Raw genomic sequence first — 18,726 nt, 5'->3', positions numbered from 1 at the left:
AAATATTTTGAAAACGCTATTGGCTTGCAGTGCGCTTGTTTCGCCGGCAACGCTCAGAGCAATAAAGCACCTCATCCCAGCAACGCGCCCACTTCTTGCGCCAGGTAAACGGCAGCCCGCAGACCGCACAGGTTTTGACCGGCAACTCACTCTTTTTCAAAGCGCCTCTCCGGCATCCAGTCTGGCCAGCAAGTGCTCGCCGCGCTCCCAGAGCGCCTGTTGCTTGGGCTCAGCCATGCGATCAAGGTTTTTATAGATAATCGCCATGCGCTGATTGCGACGTAACAGGTCGCCATGACGCATCAGAAAATGCCAGTAAAGCGCATTGAACGGGCACGCATCCTCAGTGGTGCTTTCAGTGACCTTGTACGCACAGCCGCGGCAGTAGTCAGACATGCGTTTTATGTACTGGCCACTGGCGCAGTAAGGCTTGGAGCCCAGATAGCCGCCATCCGCATGCATGACCATGCCCAGCGTATTGGGCAGCTCGACCCAGTCGAAGGCGTCCATGTAGATCGCCAGGTACCACTCGCAGATCTGCTCCGGCACAATGCCGGCAAGCAGGGCAAAGTTGCCGGTCACCATCAGACGCTGAATATGATGGGCGTAGGCATGCTTCAGGCTCTGGCCAATGGCCTGACTCATGCAGTTCATCTTCGTTTCGCCGGTCCAGTAAAACTCGGGCAGCGGCCGGCTGTTACCGAACAGATTACCGCCCGCGTAATCGGGCATTTTCAACCAATAGACGCCACGCACATACTCACGCCAGCCGATCAGTTGGCGAATGAAACCTTCGGCGGCATTCAGCCCCACCCTGCCCGACCAGTACGCGGATTCAACGTCACTGCACACTTGGCGTAAATCCAGCAGCCCGATGTTCAGCGCCGCGCTGATCCGGGCATGAAACAGAAAAGGCTCACCAGTGGCCATGGCGTCCTGATAATCGCCGAAACCGGCCAGGCCGTAATCGAGGAAGTAGTCCCACAGCGCCTGTGCATCGACATGCGTCACCGGGTAATCGAAATCATCCAGCGAACCGTAGTGACTGGCAAAACGTTCAGCTACCAATGTCAGCACGTCGCGAGTGATCCCGTCTGCCGAGAAGCGCATCGGGTAAGGCGCCGCTACGCCCTTGGGCAGCGCCTTGCGGTTCTCGGCATCAAAGTTCCAGGCACCACCGACCGGCGTACCGTCGCCGTTCAACAGCAGCCTGCTTTTGCGGCGCATCTCCCTATAGAAGAACTCCATGCGCAACTGCTTCTTGCCGTGCGCCCACGACGAGAACTCGTCACGGGAACAGAGAAAGCGCGTATCGGCGTGCCACTGGATGGGCAACCCGCAGTCCTTGATCGACTGCTCCAGACGCCAGTCGCCGCACTCGGTGATGTGCAGCTCTTCTGCTCGCAACAGGGCCTGCCAGCGCTGTAACTCCCCCGGCACCGAGCCTGTGTTCTGCGGATCATCGAGCATGACGTACTGCACCCGAACACCACGCTCACGCAGCGCCTCGGCAAAATGACGCATGGCGCTGAAGATCAGCACGATCTTCTGCGGATGATGCGGCACATGACTCGCCTCTTCCATGACCTCGACCATCAGGACCGTGTCGCGCTCGGGGATCAGCCCCGCCAAGGATGCGAGATCGAAGGAAAGCTGATCGCCGAGGATCAGGTGGAGACGAGAGGCTTGGGTCAATGTAAGAGGCTCCGCAGTCATAAAAACTTGTACCAATGTAATTTCATGTACAAGATTTTCATAGCGCTTCTCGATGGAATACCCATCAGACCCTTAAGACGACACGCGCGCGACCTCAACGTGGAATGTGAAAATTTTGTTAACTATTTGTTCGCAGTGTCTTTTTCTGTGCGAAACAACCTGTCACACTAATACGAACCATTATCAACACTATTATCATTCTGCCATGGAGGGCATCGAGGGAGTGTCGGGTTCATGTCGGGGCAACAATCACAACGCAGTAATCGTTTCACACCGGGTCTGCTGGCCATGGGCATCTGGGCTGCCACCACGCAGGCAGCCTTTGCCGCTGAGGAACAGCCCGCCACGACCATGGAACTGGGCGCCACGCAGATCAGCAGTGATCAACTTGGCTCCACCACCGAAGGCAGTCAGTCCTACACCACCGGCCCGATGCAGACCGCGACCAAGTTGCCGCTGACCATTCGTGAAACGCCGCAGGCCGTGACGGTCGTCACCCGTCAGCGCATGGACGATCAGGCCATGACCAGCATCAATGATGTGGTCAGGTACACGCCCGGTCTGTTCCTTGATCAGTCCAGCGGCCCCGGTCGGCAAACCTACACGTCGCGCGGCTTCGACATCGACAACATCATGTACGACGGCCTGCCCGCCTCGTACTCGGGCTACACGGCAGGCGTTCAACCCAATCTGGCCATGTTCGATCATGTCGAGGTGATCAGGGGTGCGACTGGCCTGGCGACAGGGTCTGGCAATCCTTCGGCAGCGATCAATATGGTGCGCAAGCGCCCTACCGCCGTGCCACAGGTCACCCTCACCGGCACGGTCGGGAGCTGGGACGATTACCGTGGCGTGTTTGACGCGTCCGGCCCACTAAACGACAGCCGCACGGTTCGCGGCCGGATAGTCGGTTCCTACCAGGATGCCAATAGCTTCCGCGACAAGGAAAAGAGCGATCACGGCGTGTTCTACGGGGTGGTCGAAGCCGATCTGAGCGACGCGACGACCGCCACCCTGGGCCTGTCTCGTCAGGAAGATCAGACCAACTACTTCTGGGGCGGCCTGCCCCTCGGCGTCGATGGTCACCACCTGAACCTGCCGCGCTCCACCTATTCCGGCTCGGATTGGGAAAACAAGAAAATCCAGATAGACACCGTGTTCGGTGAGCTGGAGCACCGTTTCGACAATGACTGGAAACTGCGCGTAGCAGGCTCGAGCTCGTCGCTGGAGGGCCTGTTTTCGGGCACCTATCTGTCTCGCTACAACGGCCCGCTGGAAACCACGGCCTACCAGTCGAGGCCGGAAGAGAAGCAGACCGCCTTCGATGTCTATGCCAGTGGACCGGTCGAAGCTTTCGGCCGCACTCATGAAGTGGTGGTCGGCACCAGCCGGCGCGTATACGACCAGACCAGCAAGGAGTACAGCCCTTACGACACTGGTCTGCCCATCGGCGCGCCAAAGCCGGACTTCGTCCGCGATGGCAAGACGCACAGCATCGCCACTCAGGACGCAGTCTATCTCACCACACGCCTGAGCCTGGCCGATCCGCTGACCCTGATCCTCGGCGGCCGTCTGGACTGGTACGACTACGATGACCGCGCCGGCGATGAAGACTACAAAGTCACCCGTAATCTGACGCGCTACGCAGGGCTGATCTATAAGCTGGATGAACACCACTCGCTGTACACCAGCTACACCGATGTCTTTCAGCCGCAGAGCGCACAGGACCTGTCCGGCAAGGTGCTCAAGCCGGTGGTCGGCGAAAACTATGAAGTCGGTATCAAGGGTGAATACTTCAACGGCGCCCTCAATACCTCCCTGGCGGTGTTCCAGATCGACCAGAAAAACCTCAAGACCCAGTCACCGACCCAGGCGGGCTGCGCGGTCCTGACCTGTTACGACGCTGCCGGTCTGGTACGCAGTCAGGGCGTCGAGATGGAAGTGCAAGGCGCGCTGACCGAGAACTGGCAAGTCGGCGCAGGCTACACCTACGCCCGCACCCACTACCTCAAGGACGCCGATCCGACGAAAAAGAACCAGCGTTTCGACACCGACACGCCCGAGCATCTGTTCAAGGTGTCGACGGTCTATCGCCTGCAGGGCGCACTGGAGAAAATGCGTGTCGGCGGCAACGTCTACTGGCAGAGCCGCATGTATAACGACATCGCACTCACCGATGGCAGCTATCGCCTGGAACAGGGCAGCTACGCCGTCGCCGACCTGATGGCGGGGTATCAGGTGAGCAAGAACCTCGACCTGCAACTGAACGCCAACAACATCTTCGACCGCACCTACTACACGGCAATTGGCGCAAGCTCGGTATGGGGCTCCACCGACGTGTACGGCAACCCGCGCAGCTATGCGTTGACGGCCAAGTATAGCTTCTGAACCTGAGCCACGCTGCTACCGGGCATGCTCGGTAGCGGCGTGGTTACGCCTTGCACCCCAAACGCCTTCGCCATCCCGCCCGCCTCTTTGGGCGTCAGCTTCAACGCTCTGGAATCCAGATGGCGGCTTACCCAGCCACGCTTGAGCATCAGTTCCAGCAGCGCCGCCCCCAGAGCGCCACCAATGTGCGGGGTGCGTTCACTCCAGTCCAGGCAGATATAGACGCTCTTCGACAGCGTCCGGACTTTATTCAACGGGCCTGACAGCGACGTGATGATACTGGCACTCACTGCCAGTATTCAGGCGTCAGCACTACTTGCGCTTATCAGCACGCCACCGCATGAAAAGCCAGAGAAAACCAAAAAACAGAGCGACCACTCTGCTTTTTAAAAAGATGATTAATCCCTAAAAAATCAAAAAATACCCAATTATATTGTCGTAGAAGTTATTAATCTGGAATTAAAACAACTTAAACACCAAATATACGATACTAGAATTTAGCACTTCTCGACTATATAAAATTTAATTCGTGTATTTTACCTTTCAGCAATTTTCTGTTTGTCACGCACGCCTTGAATGAACTGTCAGCGGCCCTGAGCTGCCGACTTGCCTGTCTGCCTGTCTGCCTGTTTCATATTTCTGTTTGGAGATTCTCCCGATGGCCAGCCCCCTGCTGCCTGTTGTTGCCACTTTACTGATGTCCCTTGCCGCCCTGCCGGTGTCTGCCGCTGACAGGCAGAACCCGCTGCCATCCACGTCGAGCGAGCGCCGCGCAGAGGTCGACGCTCAGCGTGAGCAGATCACCGGTGCCGACGCTGCCGTACAGAAAACGCCCAATGGCGCGCAAACGGTGGTGGATGCGCCGATCGACACTGCTGACGCCCCTGCCGGCAATGAAGACCACTGAGTGACCCACTGACTGCAACCGATCAACCTATGAATGACGTAAGGAATAACTCCGTGTCCATGATCAAACAAGGCCTGGGCCTGAGCCTGTTGGCGCTCGGTATCACCCAGGCAGGCAGCGTATTCGCTGTCACGCCGATGACCGGCAATGAAGTGGAAGCGCGCGGAGGCGCGATGCTGGACAACATGACGCAATCGGAAAAAATCAATTTTTCGCGCGTTGACGACGGCCGCATGATTCCCAAGCTGGACAAGTTCAACCTGCAGGGCACGGTCGCCTATGACTCGGCCATGGGTGTACTGGTCGGCGGCAAGACGTTCGGCGCGCAGTACCCTTCCCCGTCAGCACTTGCGGCCACCTGGAGCATCAATCGCGCCAAGGAATTCGGTCTGGCCATCGGCTACGAAACCCGCATCGCGGGTGGGCAGCAGATGCTGTCACCAGCCATCAACCTGTACCGCACGCCGTTCAATGGCCGGGCGGCTGAGTACATGAGCGGGGAAGATCCGTTTCTCGGCGCAGTACTGGCACCGGCAGTCACCAACGGTATCCAGGTTCAAGGCATCCAGGCGGCCGCCAAGCATTACCTGATGAACGAGCAGGAAGCGAACCGTCATTATCTGGATGTGAAGATCGACGAACGAGCGATGCAGGAGCTGTACCTGCCGGGCTTCGAGTCGCTGGTCAAGAACGCCAATATTGCCTCGGTCATGTGTGGCTACAACAAGATCAACGGCGAATACGCGTGTGAAAACCATCACCTCATCACCGATATCCTGAAAGGCCAGTGGGGCTTTCAAGGTAACGTCATGAGCGATTTCAACTCGGTTCAGGACGCCTTCAAGGGTGCCTGGGCGGGCACCGATATCGACATGCCCAGCGGCCTTCAGTTTACTGAAGCCAAACTGCTGCCTTATGTCTGGAATGGTCAGTTGCACCAGAGCGTGATCGACGACAAGGTGCGCAGGAACCTGAGAGCGCTGGTCAGCTACGGCTTTGACAAGGGGATCAACAAGGCGCAGCCACTGGAGCATCGTGAATACGGGCAACTGGCGGCCTTGAACGTGGCCCGAGAATCGATCGTCCTGCTGCGCAACGAGCCCGTGGACGGTCAGAAACCTCTCCTGCCATTGCCGAGAAACGCAAGGATTGCCGTGATTGGCGACATGACCATGCAGCCGCCGACCGCGCCGTTCGGTACTGCCTATTCGGCGCCGGCCAGCTATGTCACCGAAGTGAGCGGACTCAAGCAACTGGCGTCTGACCCGTCCAATGTGGACTACCTGCCACAGATGAGCCTCAACCCCAAATCGTCGGTCTGGTATCAGCCAGGCAGTGGCCAACAGGCGATCAGCAATACCGGCGTAAAAGCCGAGTATTACGCCAACACCTCGCTGTCCGGCGACCCGGTGGCAACCCGCATCGAACCGGGCGTCAACCTGGACTGGATTACCAATACCAACGTCACTGATTACGGCAGCAGCGCGGTCAATGGCTACAGCCCTTCAGCCGGCTCGTTCTCGGCCCGTTTCACTGGCAAGATCAAACCGACGATCACCGGTCCCCAGGTGTTCAAGGTCCGCGCGGACGGTGCCTATAAACTCTGGATCAATGATGAACTGGTGCTCGAGGACGAGGGCTCGCAAGTCTCGTTCGACCTGATTCCAGTGGTTCCGCGGACGGTTAAAACCGTGAACCTCAAGGCTGGCAGCGAATACAACGTGCGCCTCGAATACCGCCGGCTCAAGGGCAACTTCACCCCGGTACTGGGCGGCATGAACGGCGTGCAGATGAGCTGGGCAGCGTTGCGTCCACCGAAGAACCTGGGGGATTACGACGCTGTCGTGGTAGCCGCCGGCAATAACTTCGAATACGAGGGTGAGTCGCTTGATCGTCCGTTCGAACTGCCGCAATTTCAGTCCGAGCTGATCGGTTTCATTCAGAAAGCCAACCCGAAAACCATCGTGGTGCTGCACGGTGGCGGTGGCATGGACATGCAACCGTGGGCTGACAAGGTAGCCGCGTCTCTGCATGCCTGGTATCCAGGGCAACAGGGCGGCCAGGCACTGGCTGAAATCCTGTTCGGCAAGGTCAATCCATCGGGCAAGCTGCCGATCACGCTGGACAAGAAGGCGCAGGACAATCCGAGCTATGCGTCGTACTCGAACCCGGTGCCGTACTATTTCAGCAGCCCTAACCCGCCTGTTGAGATGAGCTATAGCGAAGGCCTGTACCTGGGCTATCGCGGTTACGACAAGAAGCACACCAAACCGCTCTACCCATTCGGCTTCGGGCTTTCGTATACCACTTACGCGTACAGCGATCTGAAGCTGTCGAGCAACGTGCTGGCACCGGGCGCGACCATTCAAGCGTCGTTCAAGGTTACCAACACGGGTGACAAGGCTGGTTTTGAAGTGGCTCAGTTGTACGTGCAGCCTTCCAAGCCGCTGGTTGATCGTCCAGAAAAAGAGCTGAAGGGCTTTTCCAAGGTTTACCTGAAGCCTGGCGAAAGCAAGACCGTGACCATTGCCCTGGACTCGCGCTCGTTCGCTTACTACTCAGCCAACTCGGTGAGCTGGAACGTTGACCCTGGCAAGTTCAAGGTGCTGGTGGGCAAGGACTCGGAAAACCTGACGCTCGACCGCACGGTTGTAGCGCTGTACCCGGAGCAATTGACCACTCGCGACTCCAACCCGCTGCCGATCCCCCTGCGCAAGGCCGTACAGGTCAAGGCAGAACAGGCTTACTAAGCCACATTCATCCCAGGCAATATTCGCATGCCAAAGGCATCGGTGGTCGACAGGACCACCGATGCCTGCCTGGCAAATGCTCGCAGCTCAGCGTGCAGCCAGATCCCGCGCCAGTCGTTCGAGAAACCTGGCAAACCCCGCCTCTATCTGCACATCCCCTGGCGATCGAAGCCATTGAATCTGCATGCCATCCATCATGGCGGCTATCTCCAGGCTGATCTGCCTTGCATCAACATCCGCTCGAATTTCGCCTGCCTCGACCAGCAACTTCAGGTGCGCCTGAAGATGGCCATGCACGATCGCGAAACGCTCGCTGAACCAGCGGTGTGCAGGATGCGTCACCGAGAGACTTTCAGTGTTGATGATCATCAGCGCCTGGCTGACCGCGGCGTCTTCGATGCTGAAACTCATGACCTGCTTCAGAAACGACAGGAACCCATCCAGAGAAGCGACCTGATCGGCATCCTGCAGCCTCGCGGCAATGTACTGGTCGCGATGTTCGAGAACGGCTTGCAGCAGCACCAGTTTGGTCGGGAAGTGGTGCAGCAGGCCGACCTGAGAGAGACCTGCCACCTTGGCAATGTTGGTCAGCGAGGCGCCGGCATACCCATCCCGAGCGAAGAGGGTCATGGCCGCCTTGATGATTTCGGCCTTGCGTACCTCGCCCTTGGGCAGGCGACGCTTGGCTGCGGGCTGCTTGGCTGCAGAGGGTGTACCGGAACTGTTTGCATCGATGGACATACGAAGGGCACGTTTCGCATAACGAAAGGGTAAATCCTAGCATGCGCTCCGCAGAACCCCTGAAAAAAGGCTGACCCGCAAGCACAATTCGCATCAGGTCATGAGCAATGTGCGCAGCCTGCAAACAAAGTTGTTCCCCTGACCTGACGCCCTATAAAGAAAGCCCTCCACAGGCCGATGAATACCCGGACAAATCGCCGCGCCTTGACCATCTCGCCTGAATCGGCTCAGGACACGATGGCTGCTTTAAATTCCTGATCCGTCGAAACCCGATTCGTCGGCAGATGTCCACTGACACGGCCACTGCGCTGCGGTCACGACAGGACGTGAATTCAAGCGCGACAATGACTGTATGGTGGTCGCCATAGAAAGAGGCACATCAGGTGCAGCCTGCCGAGAGAAAGTGGTCTATTCGCTGATGCTCGCGCCCGGGACGCACACAGGCAAATGCAGATATCAATAACGACCGGATTCAACGTGCAAAGCAGGCCACCGGCAAGTGCCCGCCCATGCCGAACATAACGTGTGAGCGGGAGGCGCTCTGAAAGACCTGACAAGAGAAGAGCTTGAAGCGCAGATCGTGGACCTGCGCAGAATGCTTGAAGAAGCCGGCATCGACGCCGCAACGAATACCCCTCGACACGTAGCCGTTGGCCAGGAGGCACGCCAGCGCGCAGTCTTTGAAAGCGCGATGGATTTCGCCATGATCCTGACCGATGGCAACGGCATCATTACCGACTGGAACCCGGGCGCAGAACAGGTTCTGGGCTGGACCCAGGATGAGATGGTCGGTCAGAGCGCCGAGCGTTTCTTTACGCCCGAAGACCTGGCCAACGACCGGATAGAGCATGAAATGCAGCTGGCGCTGAGCGTAGGCCGGGCGTCGGACGAGCGCTGGCACCTGCGCAAGGACGGTGAGCTGTTCTGGGCATCGGGCGAGATGATGCCGCTCTACGACGAAAGGAATACGCACCTCGGTTTCGTGAAGATCCTGCGCGATCGCACCCGCGAGTACTTGGCGGGCCGCGCGACCGAGGAAGCCCAGGAACGTTATCGGCTGGCCGCCAAGGCGACCAACGACGCGATCTGGGACTGGGACTTTGCAGCCAATCTGGTGCTCTGGAACGACGCGCTTGAGGAGGCTTACGGCCACCCGCTGGCAACCCTGGACAACTCTGGTGACTGGTGGATCAGCCAGATCCATCCCGACGACCGTAGCCGCGTGTACAACTCCATTCACGCCGTGATCGACGGCAATGGCACTGCCTGGACGGATGAATACCGCTTTCGTCGGCTGGACGGGTCCTATGCCGATGTACTGGACCGCGGCCATGTAATACGCAATACCGACGGCCAGGCGGTGCGCATGATCGGTGCAATGCTCGACATGTCACAGATGCGCAAGGCCGAGACGGCGCTGCGCCAGAGCGAAGAGCGCTCCAGGGCCATGCTGGAGACCATCGAAGCTGCATTCGCCATCATTCAGGTCAAGTTCGATGCCGATGACAGCCCCGTGGACTACCGCTTCATCGAAGCCAATCCCGCGTTTGAACGTCAGGCCGGCGTCGATCTGCGCGGCAAGTGGGTGACCGAGTTCGCGCCGGACCTGGAGCGGTTCTGGTTCGAAGCCTATGGGCACGTCGCCAAAACCGGCGAGCCTGCCAGCTTCGAGAACTATGCCAAGGCTTTCGAGCGCTGGTTCGAAGTCAAGGCGGTGCGTGTCGGTGAGCCGGCTGACCGGCAGATTGCGGTGATCTTCAGCGATGTGACGGCGCGACGCGACGCCGAGGAGCGCTTGCGCACCAGTGAGGCCGTCGCACGCGAAAACATCGACCGCGTTCAGCTCGCCCTGGCCGCCGGTGCAATCATCGGCACCTGGCACTGGGACTTGCCGACCGATCGCTTTACCGTCGACGAAGCCTTCGCCAAGGCCTTCGGTCTGGACCCGGGCTGGGCCGTGAAGGCCTGAGTCTGGAGCAAGTCATTGCCACTGTTCACCCGGAAGACAAGCAATGCCTGATCCATGCGATCAATGCGGTCATCACCAACGGACGTGTTTACGCCCACCAGTACCGCGTTCGTCGTACTGACGGGGTCTACTACTGGATCGAAGCCAACGGCCGGGTCGACCGAGCGGAGGATGGCACGCCACTGAGCTTCCCCGGTGTGCTCATCAACGTTGACGAACGACGCGCCGTGGCAGCCGAACGCGACCGTGCCACTGCCGCGCTGCGGGCACTCAACGACACGCTTGAGCAACGCGTGGCAGCGCGCACCACCGAGCTCATGCAGGCCGAAGAGAAGCTGCGCCAGTCACAGAAAATGGAAGCGGTCGGGCAACTGACCGGTGGCCTCGCCCACGACTTCAACAACCTGCTGGCAGGCATTTCCGGCGCTCTGGAACTGATGGGCTCGCGGATCGAGCAAGGCCGTTGGGGCGAGGTTGACAAGTACATCGTGACGGCCCAGGGCGCGGCCAAACGTGCAGCGGCCCTGACGCACCGGCTGCTGGCCTTCTCTCGACGCCAGACCCTGGACCCGCAGCCGACCGACGTGAACAGGCTGATGAAAGGCATGACCGACCTGATCCAGCGCACGGTCGGCCCCAGCATCGTGGTCGAGACCATAGGTGCCATGGGTTTATGGCCGACACTGGTCGATGCCAGCCAGCTGGAAAACGCGCTGTTGAATCTGTGCATCAACGCCCGCGATGCGATGCCGGACGGCGGACGCATCTCCATCGAGGCGAGCAACCGCTGGATAGACGGCGATGTGGCACGCGCACACGATATGCCTGAGGGCCACTATCTTTCGCTGTGCGTGACCGATACCGGCACCGGCATGACGCCTGATGTCATCGCCAAGGCATTCGACCCCTTCTTCACCACCAAGCCCATTGGTCAGGGCACCGGGCTGGGCCTGTCGATGATTTACGGGTTTGCCAATCAGTCCGGCGGACGCGTGCGCATTCAGTCTGAGGTTGGCAAGGGAACCGCGATATCCCTGTACCTGCCCCGCTACGAAGGTACTGCGGCCAGGGACGAAGGCGATGTGCACAAGGCGCCATTCGAGTTTACCCAGTCCGGGGAAACCATCCTGATCGTGGACGACGAACCCACGGTGCGCATGCTGCTCACCGATGCCCTCGGTGACCTGGGCTATACGCTGATCGAAGCCGCCGACAGCTTGGCCGGCCTCAAGCTGCTGCGCTCGGATGTGCATATCGACCTGCTTATCACTGACGTGGGCTTGCCGGGCGGCATGAACGGACGACAAATGGCCGATGCCGGACGCGAGGTCCGCCCGCATCTGAAGACACTGTTCATCACCGGCTACGCGGAAAACGCCGCCATCGGTGACGAACAGCTCGGGCCAGGAATGCGCGTACTGACCAAGCCATTTGCGATTGACGCGTTGGCCGCCAGAGTTCAGGAACTGATGAGCGCCTGAGTAGACGGCCCGGTGCAACCCTGCCCCGGGCCGTCAACATTGAGCGCTGCGCAAACCCGGTGCTAACATGCGCGACCGCCATGCAGGCAAGGGAATAACCGGGTCATGAGCAGCATCCGCGAGCGCAACAAAGAACTCATCCTGCGCGCTGCCAGCGAGGAATTTGCCGACAAGGGCTTCGCCGCCAGCAAGACCAGCGACATCGCAGCCAAGGCCGGTGTACCCAAGCCCAACGTCTACTACTACTTCAAATCCAAGGAAAACCTCTATCGCGAGGTGCTGGAAAGCATCATCGAGCCCATTCTGCGTGCCTCGACACCCTTCAATCCCGAAGGCATACCAGCCGAAGTCCTCAGCCGCTATATCCGTTCGAAAATCCAGATTTCCCGCGACCTGCCCTTCGCCTCGAAAGTGTTCGCCAGCGAGATCATGCATGGCGCCCCGCACCTGACAGCGCAGCAGATTGAACAGCTCAATGGCCAGGCACGGCACAACATCGAATGCATCCAGGCCTGGATCGACAGCGGACAGATCGCCCCGCTCGATCCTCACCACCTGATGTTCACCATCTGGGCCGCGACCCAGACCTATGCCGATTTCGACTGGCAGATCGCAACGGTCACCGGCAAGGCAAAACTGCAGGACGCCGATTACGAGGCGGCAACCCGGACCATCCTCAGGCTGGTGCTCAAGGGCTGCGAGCCGGACCGCTGAACCCGCCCTGCTTTCCTGCAGACGCAAAAAACCCGCCGAAGCGGGTGGTTTTGCAACATGACCATTCCGACATCCTGTCAGTAGCCTCCTGGCAATGGTCGATCCTCCCTGATCACTGCGGCGTTCCTTCGCTGCAGCTGTTGAATTGGATCCTACATTCACTGAGGGTCCGTCGATAGAGCCAATCGCGTCTGTTGCTGTAAGCCTTTCGCCATAGCGGTGTACGCCGTTAAAAAGTGTGACCGGCCGCTCATGTTTGGTCAGGATGCGCCGAGATGCTTGAAAGGCTCTGAATCGTGCGTTGCGCGGATCGGAGTCATCAGAAGAAAAAAAATAATGCATGGGATGCCAATCATGAGTATGCGCAGTTTGTCCATCAGTCGCCGTCTGTGGCTGATTCTTGTCGTTTCAGTGCTGATGCTCTTCGTCCTGTCGGCGACGCTGCTCAGGCAGCTGCATAACGACCTGTATCAGGCCAAGGCCGAGAAAACCATGCATGTGGTGCAGACTGCCAGCGGCATCCTCTCGTTTTATCAGGGGCTTGAAGCTGCAGGCGGCATGACACGCGAGGCTGCGCAACAGCAGGCCTTGAAAGAGATAAAGAGCCTGCGTTACAGCCAGAGCGACTACTTCTGGATCAACGACCTGCGCCCGGTGATGATCATGCACCCCACCAACCCCAAACTTGAAGGCCAGGATCTGTCGACCATCAAGGACCCGGACGGCTTTGCGGTGTTCAACGAAATGGTCACGCTGGTCAAAGCCCAGGGTGCCGGGATGGTGAATTACCGCTGGCCCAAGCCCGGCGCCAGCGAGCCGGTGAAAAAGACCTCCTACGTGCAGCTGTTTCAGCCATGGGGCTGGATTCTGGGTTCCGGCGTGTACGTCGACGACGTGGCGGCAGAGTTCAAGACACAGCTGTGGAACGCCGGGATGTTCATCGCCGGCATCGTGCTGATCATGGTCTTGCTGCTGGTGATGATCGTACGCAGCATCGTGCGCCCTCTCAGAGCGGCGGTTGATGCGATGGCCGATATTGCCAGTGGCGAAAGCGATCTGACCCGCACGCTGGAAACCCACGGCAAGGATGAAATCACTGAACTGGGTACGCACTTCAATGCCTTTGTCGCCAAGCTGCGCAATGTCGTCGGTCAGTTGCAGCACTCTGCCGTGGCGCTGGGCAAGGCCTCGACCGATCTGGGCAGCGACGCCGAACAGGCGCAAGGCCGCAGCGAAAAACAATCGCAGCAAATGGATCTGGTTGCCACGGCGGTCAACGAAGTGACCTACGGCGTGCAGGACGTGGCCAAGAACGCTGAACATGCCGCCAGCGAAATGCGCGATGCCGAGTCGCAGGCACAGCAGGGCCAAATCAATATCGATAACAGCCTGCGCCAGATCGAACACCTCTCCAGCACCATTGGTCAGGCCGTGCAAGTGATGCAGAGTCTGGCCAGCGAGAGCACACAGATCGGCAGCGTGCTGGAAGTGATCAGTTCGATTGCCGAGCAGACCAACCTGCTGGCGCTGAACGCAGCCATCGAAGCGGCGCGCGCCGGCGAACAGGGCCGCGGCTTTGCCGTGGTGGCCGATGAAGTGCGCCTGCTGGCCCAGCGCACGCAGAAGTCGACCGCAGAAATCCAGTCAATGATCGAACGCCTGCAAAAGCATTCCGATGCAGCGGTCAAGGTGATCGGCGACAGCAGCCGTTCCTCGCAACTGACCATCGAGCAGGCCAATCAGGCCGGTCAGAGCCTGACCTCAATCAGTCAGGCGCTGCGCAACCTCAACAGCCTGAACGCCTCCATCGCCAGTGCCACCCTGCAGCAGACGCACGTGGTGGATGACATCAACCAGAACGTCACCCAGGCCGCACAATTGTCCCAGAGCACGGCACTGGCCGCCGAACAGTCGACTTCGGCCAGTCTGCACCTGCGCGGGTTGAGCGAAGAATTGAACACCTTGCTGAAGCAGTTCCGGGTTTAAATCTGCATGGTGATTGGCGGGCGTACGGAACCTCGTGCGCCTCTTGTTGCCTGAGACCTGCTTATTCAACCGCTCATTAGCTGCTTATTTAATTGCAGGGGGTCACATGCGCACACTGGAGCTGGCAGGCAGAACCGTACCAGTGCTGGGTCAGGGCACCTGGCACATGGGTGAAAAAGGGCATCAGCGCTCGGCAGAGATCGCGGGCCTGTGCCTCGGTATCGAACAGGGCCTGACCCTGATCGACACCGCCGAGATGTACGCAGATGGCGCAGCCGAGGAAATCGTCGGTCAAGCCATTGCCGGACAGCGGGACAAGGTATTCGTGGTCAGCAAGGTCTACCCGCACAACGCCAGCCGCGCCGGTATCCCGACCGCGTGCGAGGCCAGCCTGCGACGAATGAACACCGACTACATCGACCTGTACTTGCTGCACTGGCCTGGCCAGTACCCGCTGACCGAGACGGTCGAGGCATTCGAGCGTCTGCGTGAAGCGGGCAAAATCGGTGCCTGGGGTGTTTCCAACTTTGATGTGCCGGACATGATCGAGCTCAACAACCCGCGTTGTGCCACCAATCAGGTGCTCTACAACCCGGAGCAACGCGGCATCGAGTTCGACCTGATGCTGTGGAGCGCGGACCGTCATCTGCCGTTGATGGCGTACTGCCCGATCGGTCAGGCTGGCGATCTGCTCTACCACCCTGCCCTGCACGAAATCGCCAAACGCCACGATGCAACACCGGCACAGATTTCCCTGGCCTGGGTGCTGCGTCAGGACAACATGATCGCCATTCCCAAGGCGACCAACCCGGAACACATTCGTCTGAACATCGCGGCCGAGCAGATTCGTCTGACCGAGCGTGATCTGGCCGATATCGATCTGGCATGGCCTGCGCCCACTCGCAAGGTGCCGCTGGCGATGGTCTGACCGCTGTCAATGCGACAGCGAGCTGTCGATTGACTGAACGGCTGCCCACCCAGCCGCTTGCCGATATGACAGATGACACACCCGGCAACAAGCTGTCACAAATATGAAATAACGCCTTGTCATCATGCGGCCTTCGCCTCCCTGCCCGGGCCAGGCCGCACGTGGACAGCCATGAACCACAGTATCGCGCACCATCATCAGGACTCCGACCTTTTCGGTCTGCTCTACGGCTTCCGGTTTCGCCACGGTGAAAGTGGCCAGGAAATCGGTTCGGCTGCCGCGCTGGATTACCTGCAAAACCCTCCCGAAGAGAACGACTTCATCTGGCTGCACCTGAACCTCTCGCATGCGGCCTGCGAGCGCTGGATGAAAACCCAGCTGGATCTTCCGGAAGAGTTTTTCGAGGCATTGCACGAGGGCTCGCGCTCGACCCGGATCGAGCACGTGGATACCACGCTGCTGGCGGTCGTCAACGACGTGGTGTTCGACTTCAACAGACTCTCGACGGATATTTCCACCTTGTGGGTCTGTGCCCGCCAGCGTCTGCTGATCACCGCCCGGCTGCAGCCGCTGCGTTCGGTGGACAAGCTGCGCTCGGCAGTCAAACGCGGCGAGCAATTCGACTCACCGCTGGAACTCCTCGCCCATTTGCTGAGCGATCAGGGCGAAGTGCTGACGCAGTTTCTGCGCAAGACCAGCGTCAACGTCGACCGCATCGAAGACCAGTTGCTTTCGCAGCGACTGAGCAACAATCGCTCCGAACTCGGCGCCATGCGCCGGGTGCTGGTACGTCTGCAACGCCTGCTGGCGCTGGAGCCCGGTTCGTTGATGCGCCTGTTGCACAAACCTCCGCAATGGTTGCGCGAACAGGATGTCCAGGCATTGCGTCAGTCCATCGAAGAGTCCTCGCTGGTGATCAACGACCTCACGGCGCTGGGCGAGCGCATCAAACTGTTGCAGGAAGAAATTGCCGCCAACCTCAACGAACAAAGCAGCAGAACCCTGTTTACCCTGACCGTGGTGACTGTTCTGGCCTTGCCGATCAACATTGTCGCCGGCTTTTTCGGCATGAACGTGGGGGGCGTACCGCTGGCGTCCGACCCTGAGGGCTTCTGGATTCTGGTGGCGCTGGTGGCGACCTTCACCCTGGTTGCCGGGCGCTGGGCGTTCCGCAAACGCGGAGACTACTGACCGGCCTGCCGGTTGTCAGAAATCTGGCGCAAAAGCGCACTGATTGGTGGCATGTCGCATCTCTGTCACATTTTGCAATGACCATGTCAATATTCTTTCAATCCAGGATTGCGAACATGGCTACAAACGCACTGTCTCCAGACGCTCTCGGCAAGGCGAGCCTGTCAGCGAGTCAATTCGGTCGCAAGCCCAGCCGAATGACCATGATACTTTTCTTCACGACACTTATCGCAGGCTTGCTGTTCACCGGCTACAGCCCCAAACAGGACGTTGACGACATGGGCACGGTGGTCACCACCTGGACCCCGTTCGTGCTGTTGGGTGTAGCGTTGTTGATCGCGCTGGGATTCGAATTCGTCAACGGCTTTCATGACACGGCCAACGCCGTCGCCACCGTGATCTACACCCACTCCCTCCCGCCGGGCTTTGCCGTGGTCTGGTCGGGCTTTTTCAATTTTCTCGGCGTGATGCTTTCCAGCGGCGCGGTGGCATTCGGCATTATTGCCCTGCTGCCGGTGGAACTGATTCTGCAGACCGGCTCATCAGCAGGCTTCGCGATGATCTTCGCGCTGTTGATCGCAGCGATCATCTGGAACCTCGGCACCTGGTGGCTGGGTCTGCCGGCGTCCTCGTCACACACGCTGATCGGTTCGATCATCGGGGTCGGTATCGCCAACGCCCTGATGCACGGCCGCGACGGCACCAGCGGTGTGGACTGGTCGCAGGCCACCAAGATCGGTTACTCACTGCTGCTCTCGCCACTGGTAGGTTTCGGCTGTGCCGCGTTGCTGTTGCTGGCCATGCGCATGTTCATCAAGAACCGCGCGCTGTACAAGGCTCCGGAAGGCAATGCGCCGCCACCGTTGTGGATTCGCGCCATGCTGATTGTGACCTGCACGGGCGTTTCGTTCGCGCATGGCTCCAACGACGGGCAGAAAGGCATGGGCCTGATCATGTTGATTCTGGTTGGCACCCTGCCGATGGCTTATGCGCTGAACCGCACCATGCCCGCCGATCAAGCCACTCAGTTCGGTGCGATTGCAGAGGTCACCCAGCAGGCATTGATGCGCAGCGTTCCCCTGCCCGCCCCGACCGATTCGCGCAAGACCCTGTCCGATTATCTGGTCAGCAAACAGGCCGGCCCCGACCTGATCCCTGCGCTGGCGGTCATGACCGGCAAGATCGGCAATCAGGTCGCCAGCTACGGCTCGCTCTCGAAGGTGCCTGCCGAAGCGGTGACCAACGTGCGTAACGACATGTACCTGACCTCGGAAACCATCCGCCTGATGGAGAAAAACAAGGTCGGCGATTTCGACGCGGATACCAGGACCAAGCTTGAAGCGTTCAAGGGTCAGATCGACAGTGCCACGCGGTTCATTCCGACCTGGGTCAAGATTGTCGTGGCCATCGCCCTGGGGCTGGGCACGATGGTTGGCTGGAAGCGTATCGTGGTGACTGTGGGCGAGCGCATCGGCAAGACGCACATGACTTACGCTCAGGGCGCGTCGGCAGAGGTCGTGGCGATGTTCACGATCGGGGCGGCGGACATGTACGGGCTGCCGGTGTCGACGACCCATGTGCTGTCGTCCGGCGTGGCCGGTTCGATGGTCGCCAATGGCTCGGGGCTGCAAATGCGTACCCTGCGCAATCTGGCCACGGCCTGGGTTCTGACCCTGCCGGCGGCAATCCTCTTGTCAGGTTCTTTGTATTGGGTGTTCAGCAAGCTGTTCTGATGCCTGTTGCATTTGCCTGGCGTCCTGCCAGGCAACCCCCGGATCAGCGCCAGGACTCAGCCGTCACTTACATCGCACTCTGCTTCGTCTGTGCCATCGCGGTTGAAAAGCACTGCGTTGGCAGCGGCTGCGAGTAAGGCATGACGTTGTTTCGCATCAGGGGTGGATGGCGCAGAGCGTTATGAACTGCATGCCGACGCGGAGCGTCGGCACGATAGTCAA

14 protein-coding genes and 1 pseudogene are annotated in these 18,726 nt (G+C 59.4%); 11 read left to right on the top strand and 4 right to left on the bottom strand.

The genetic code is table 11. The features are described 5' to 3' along the window. Window positions 1–16 precede the first annotated feature (16 nt). Window positions 17–145 (bottom strand): DUF2256 domain-containing protein, encoded by a 129-nt coding sequence (locus tag ACW55A_RS12340; RefSeq protein ID WP_498811100.1) that lies wholly within the window; start codon window positions 143–145, stop codon window positions 17–19. An 11-nt stretch (window positions 146–156) separates the two neighbouring features. After that, a complete protein-coding gene (locus ACW55A_RS12335) occupies window positions 157–1,695 on the bottom strand; it encodes a cryptochrome/photolyase family protein (RefSeq protein ID WP_498810990.1) in 1,539 nt (512 codons plus the stop codon). Between the two features lie 255 nt (window positions 1,696–1,950). Here ACW55A_RS12335 and ACW55A_RS12330 point away from each other — a divergent pair, with 255 nt between their 5' ends. Next, window positions 1,951–4,104, top strand: coding sequence for a TonB-dependent siderophore receptor (locus ACW55A_RS12330; protein ID WP_003368604.1), 2,154 nt, complete (start codon window positions 1,951–1,953; stop codon window positions 4,102–4,104). On the opposite strand, the gene ACW55A_RS12325 is transcribed toward ACW55A_RS12330, so the two are convergent. After that, window positions 4,074–4,394 carry a hypothetical protein gene (locus tag ACW55A_RS12325; protein ID WP_498810989.1) on the bottom strand — a complete coding sequence of 107 codons (321 nt, stop codon included), beginning with the start codon at window positions 4,392–4,394 and terminating at the stop codon, window positions 4,074–4,076. The genes ACW55A_RS12330 and ACW55A_RS12325 overlap by 31 nt on opposite strands. Window positions 4,395–4,762: 368 nt before the next feature. Here ACW55A_RS12325 and ACW55A_RS12320 point away from each other — a divergent pair, with 368 nt between their 5' ends. Both ACW55A_RS12320 and ACW55A_RS12315 read left to right on the top strand, forming a co-directional pair. Then, window positions 4,763–5,011 (top strand): hypothetical protein, encoded by a 249-nt coding sequence (locus ACW55A_RS12320; RefSeq protein WP_002552767.1) that lies wholly within the window; start codon window positions 4,763–4,765, stop codon window positions 5,009–5,011. 59 nt (window positions 5,012–5,070) lie between these two features. After that, the gene (locus tag ACW55A_RS12315) at window positions 5,071–7,761 is read left to right on the top strand and encodes a beta-glucosidase (RefSeq protein WP_455808101.1); all 2,691 of its coding nucleotides are present in this window, start codon (window positions 5,071–5,073) and stop codon (window positions 7,759–7,761) included. An 87-nt stretch (window positions 7,762–7,848) separates the two neighbouring features. On the opposite strand, the gene ACW55A_RS12310 is transcribed toward ACW55A_RS12315, so the two are convergent. Further along, complete coding sequence (locus ACW55A_RS12310; RefSeq protein WP_455808058.1) at window positions 7,849–8,502, bottom strand: TetR/AcrR family transcriptional regulator; 654 nt, start codon at window positions 8,500–8,502, stop codon at window positions 7,849–7,851. A 595-nt stretch (window positions 8,503–9,097) separates the two neighbouring features. Here ACW55A_RS12310 and ACW55A_RS12305 point away from each other — a divergent pair. The 8 genes and pseudogenes from ACW55A_RS12305 to ACW55A_RS12270 all read left to right on the top strand — a co-directional run bounded on the left by ACW55A_RS12305 (window position 9,098) and on the right by ACW55A_RS12270 (window position 18,504). After that, window positions 9,098–10,471, top strand: coding sequence for a PAS domain-containing protein (locus tag ACW55A_RS12305; protein WP_498810988.1), 1,374 nt, complete (start codon window positions 9,098–9,100; stop codon window positions 10,469–10,471). Then, window positions 10,378–10,659 (top strand): annotated as a pseudogene (locus ACW55A_RS12300) (PAS domain-containing protein); the annotation flags it as partial. The gene ACW55A_RS12305 and the pseudogene ACW55A_RS12300, both read left to right, overlap by 94 nt. A gap of 9 nt (window positions 10,660–10,668) precedes the next feature. After that, window positions 10,669–11,952: an ATP-binding protein gene (locus ACW55A_RS12295; RefSeq protein ID WP_498810987.1), complete on the top strand. Its 1,284-nt coding sequence runs from the start codon at window positions 10,669–10,671 to the stop codon at window positions 11,950–11,952. Between the two features lie 105 nt (window positions 11,953–12,057). Further along, complete coding sequence (locus tag ACW55A_RS12290; protein ID WP_003368596.1) at window positions 12,058–12,666, top strand: TetR/AcrR family transcriptional regulator; 609 nt, start codon at window positions 12,058–12,060, stop codon at window positions 12,664–12,666. A gap of 354 nt (window positions 12,667–13,020) precedes the next feature. Next, window positions 13,021–14,652, top strand: a complete 1,632-nt coding sequence (locus tag ACW55A_RS12285) for a methyl-accepting chemotaxis protein (RefSeq protein WP_044308672.1) — start codon at window positions 13,021–13,023, stop codon at window positions 14,650–14,652. 106 nt (window positions 14,653–14,758) lie between these two features. Continuing rightward, window positions 14,759–15,580 (top strand): aldo/keto reductase, encoded by an 822-nt coding sequence (locus tag ACW55A_RS12280; RefSeq protein WP_003315245.1) that lies wholly within the window; start codon window positions 14,759–14,761, stop codon window positions 15,578–15,580. Window positions 15,581–15,751: 171 nt separating this feature from the next. Further along, window positions 15,752–16,771, top strand: coding sequence for a transporter (locus ACW55A_RS12275; protein WP_003368594.1), 1,020 nt, complete (start codon window positions 15,752–15,754; stop codon window positions 16,769–16,771). 116 nt (window positions 16,772–16,887) lie between these two features. Further along, a complete protein-coding gene (locus tag ACW55A_RS12270; RefSeq protein ID WP_498810986.1) occupies window positions 16,888–18,504 on the top strand; it encodes an inorganic phosphate transporter in 1,617 nt (538 codons plus the stop codon). The last annotated feature ends 222 nt before the right edge of the window (window positions 18,505–18,726 follow it).

The organism is Plantibacter cousiniae (nom. nud.), from assembly GCF_977070315.1.
Note: the sequence above shows the minus strand (reverse complement) of the source record. Positions and strands in the feature narration are given on the sequence as shown.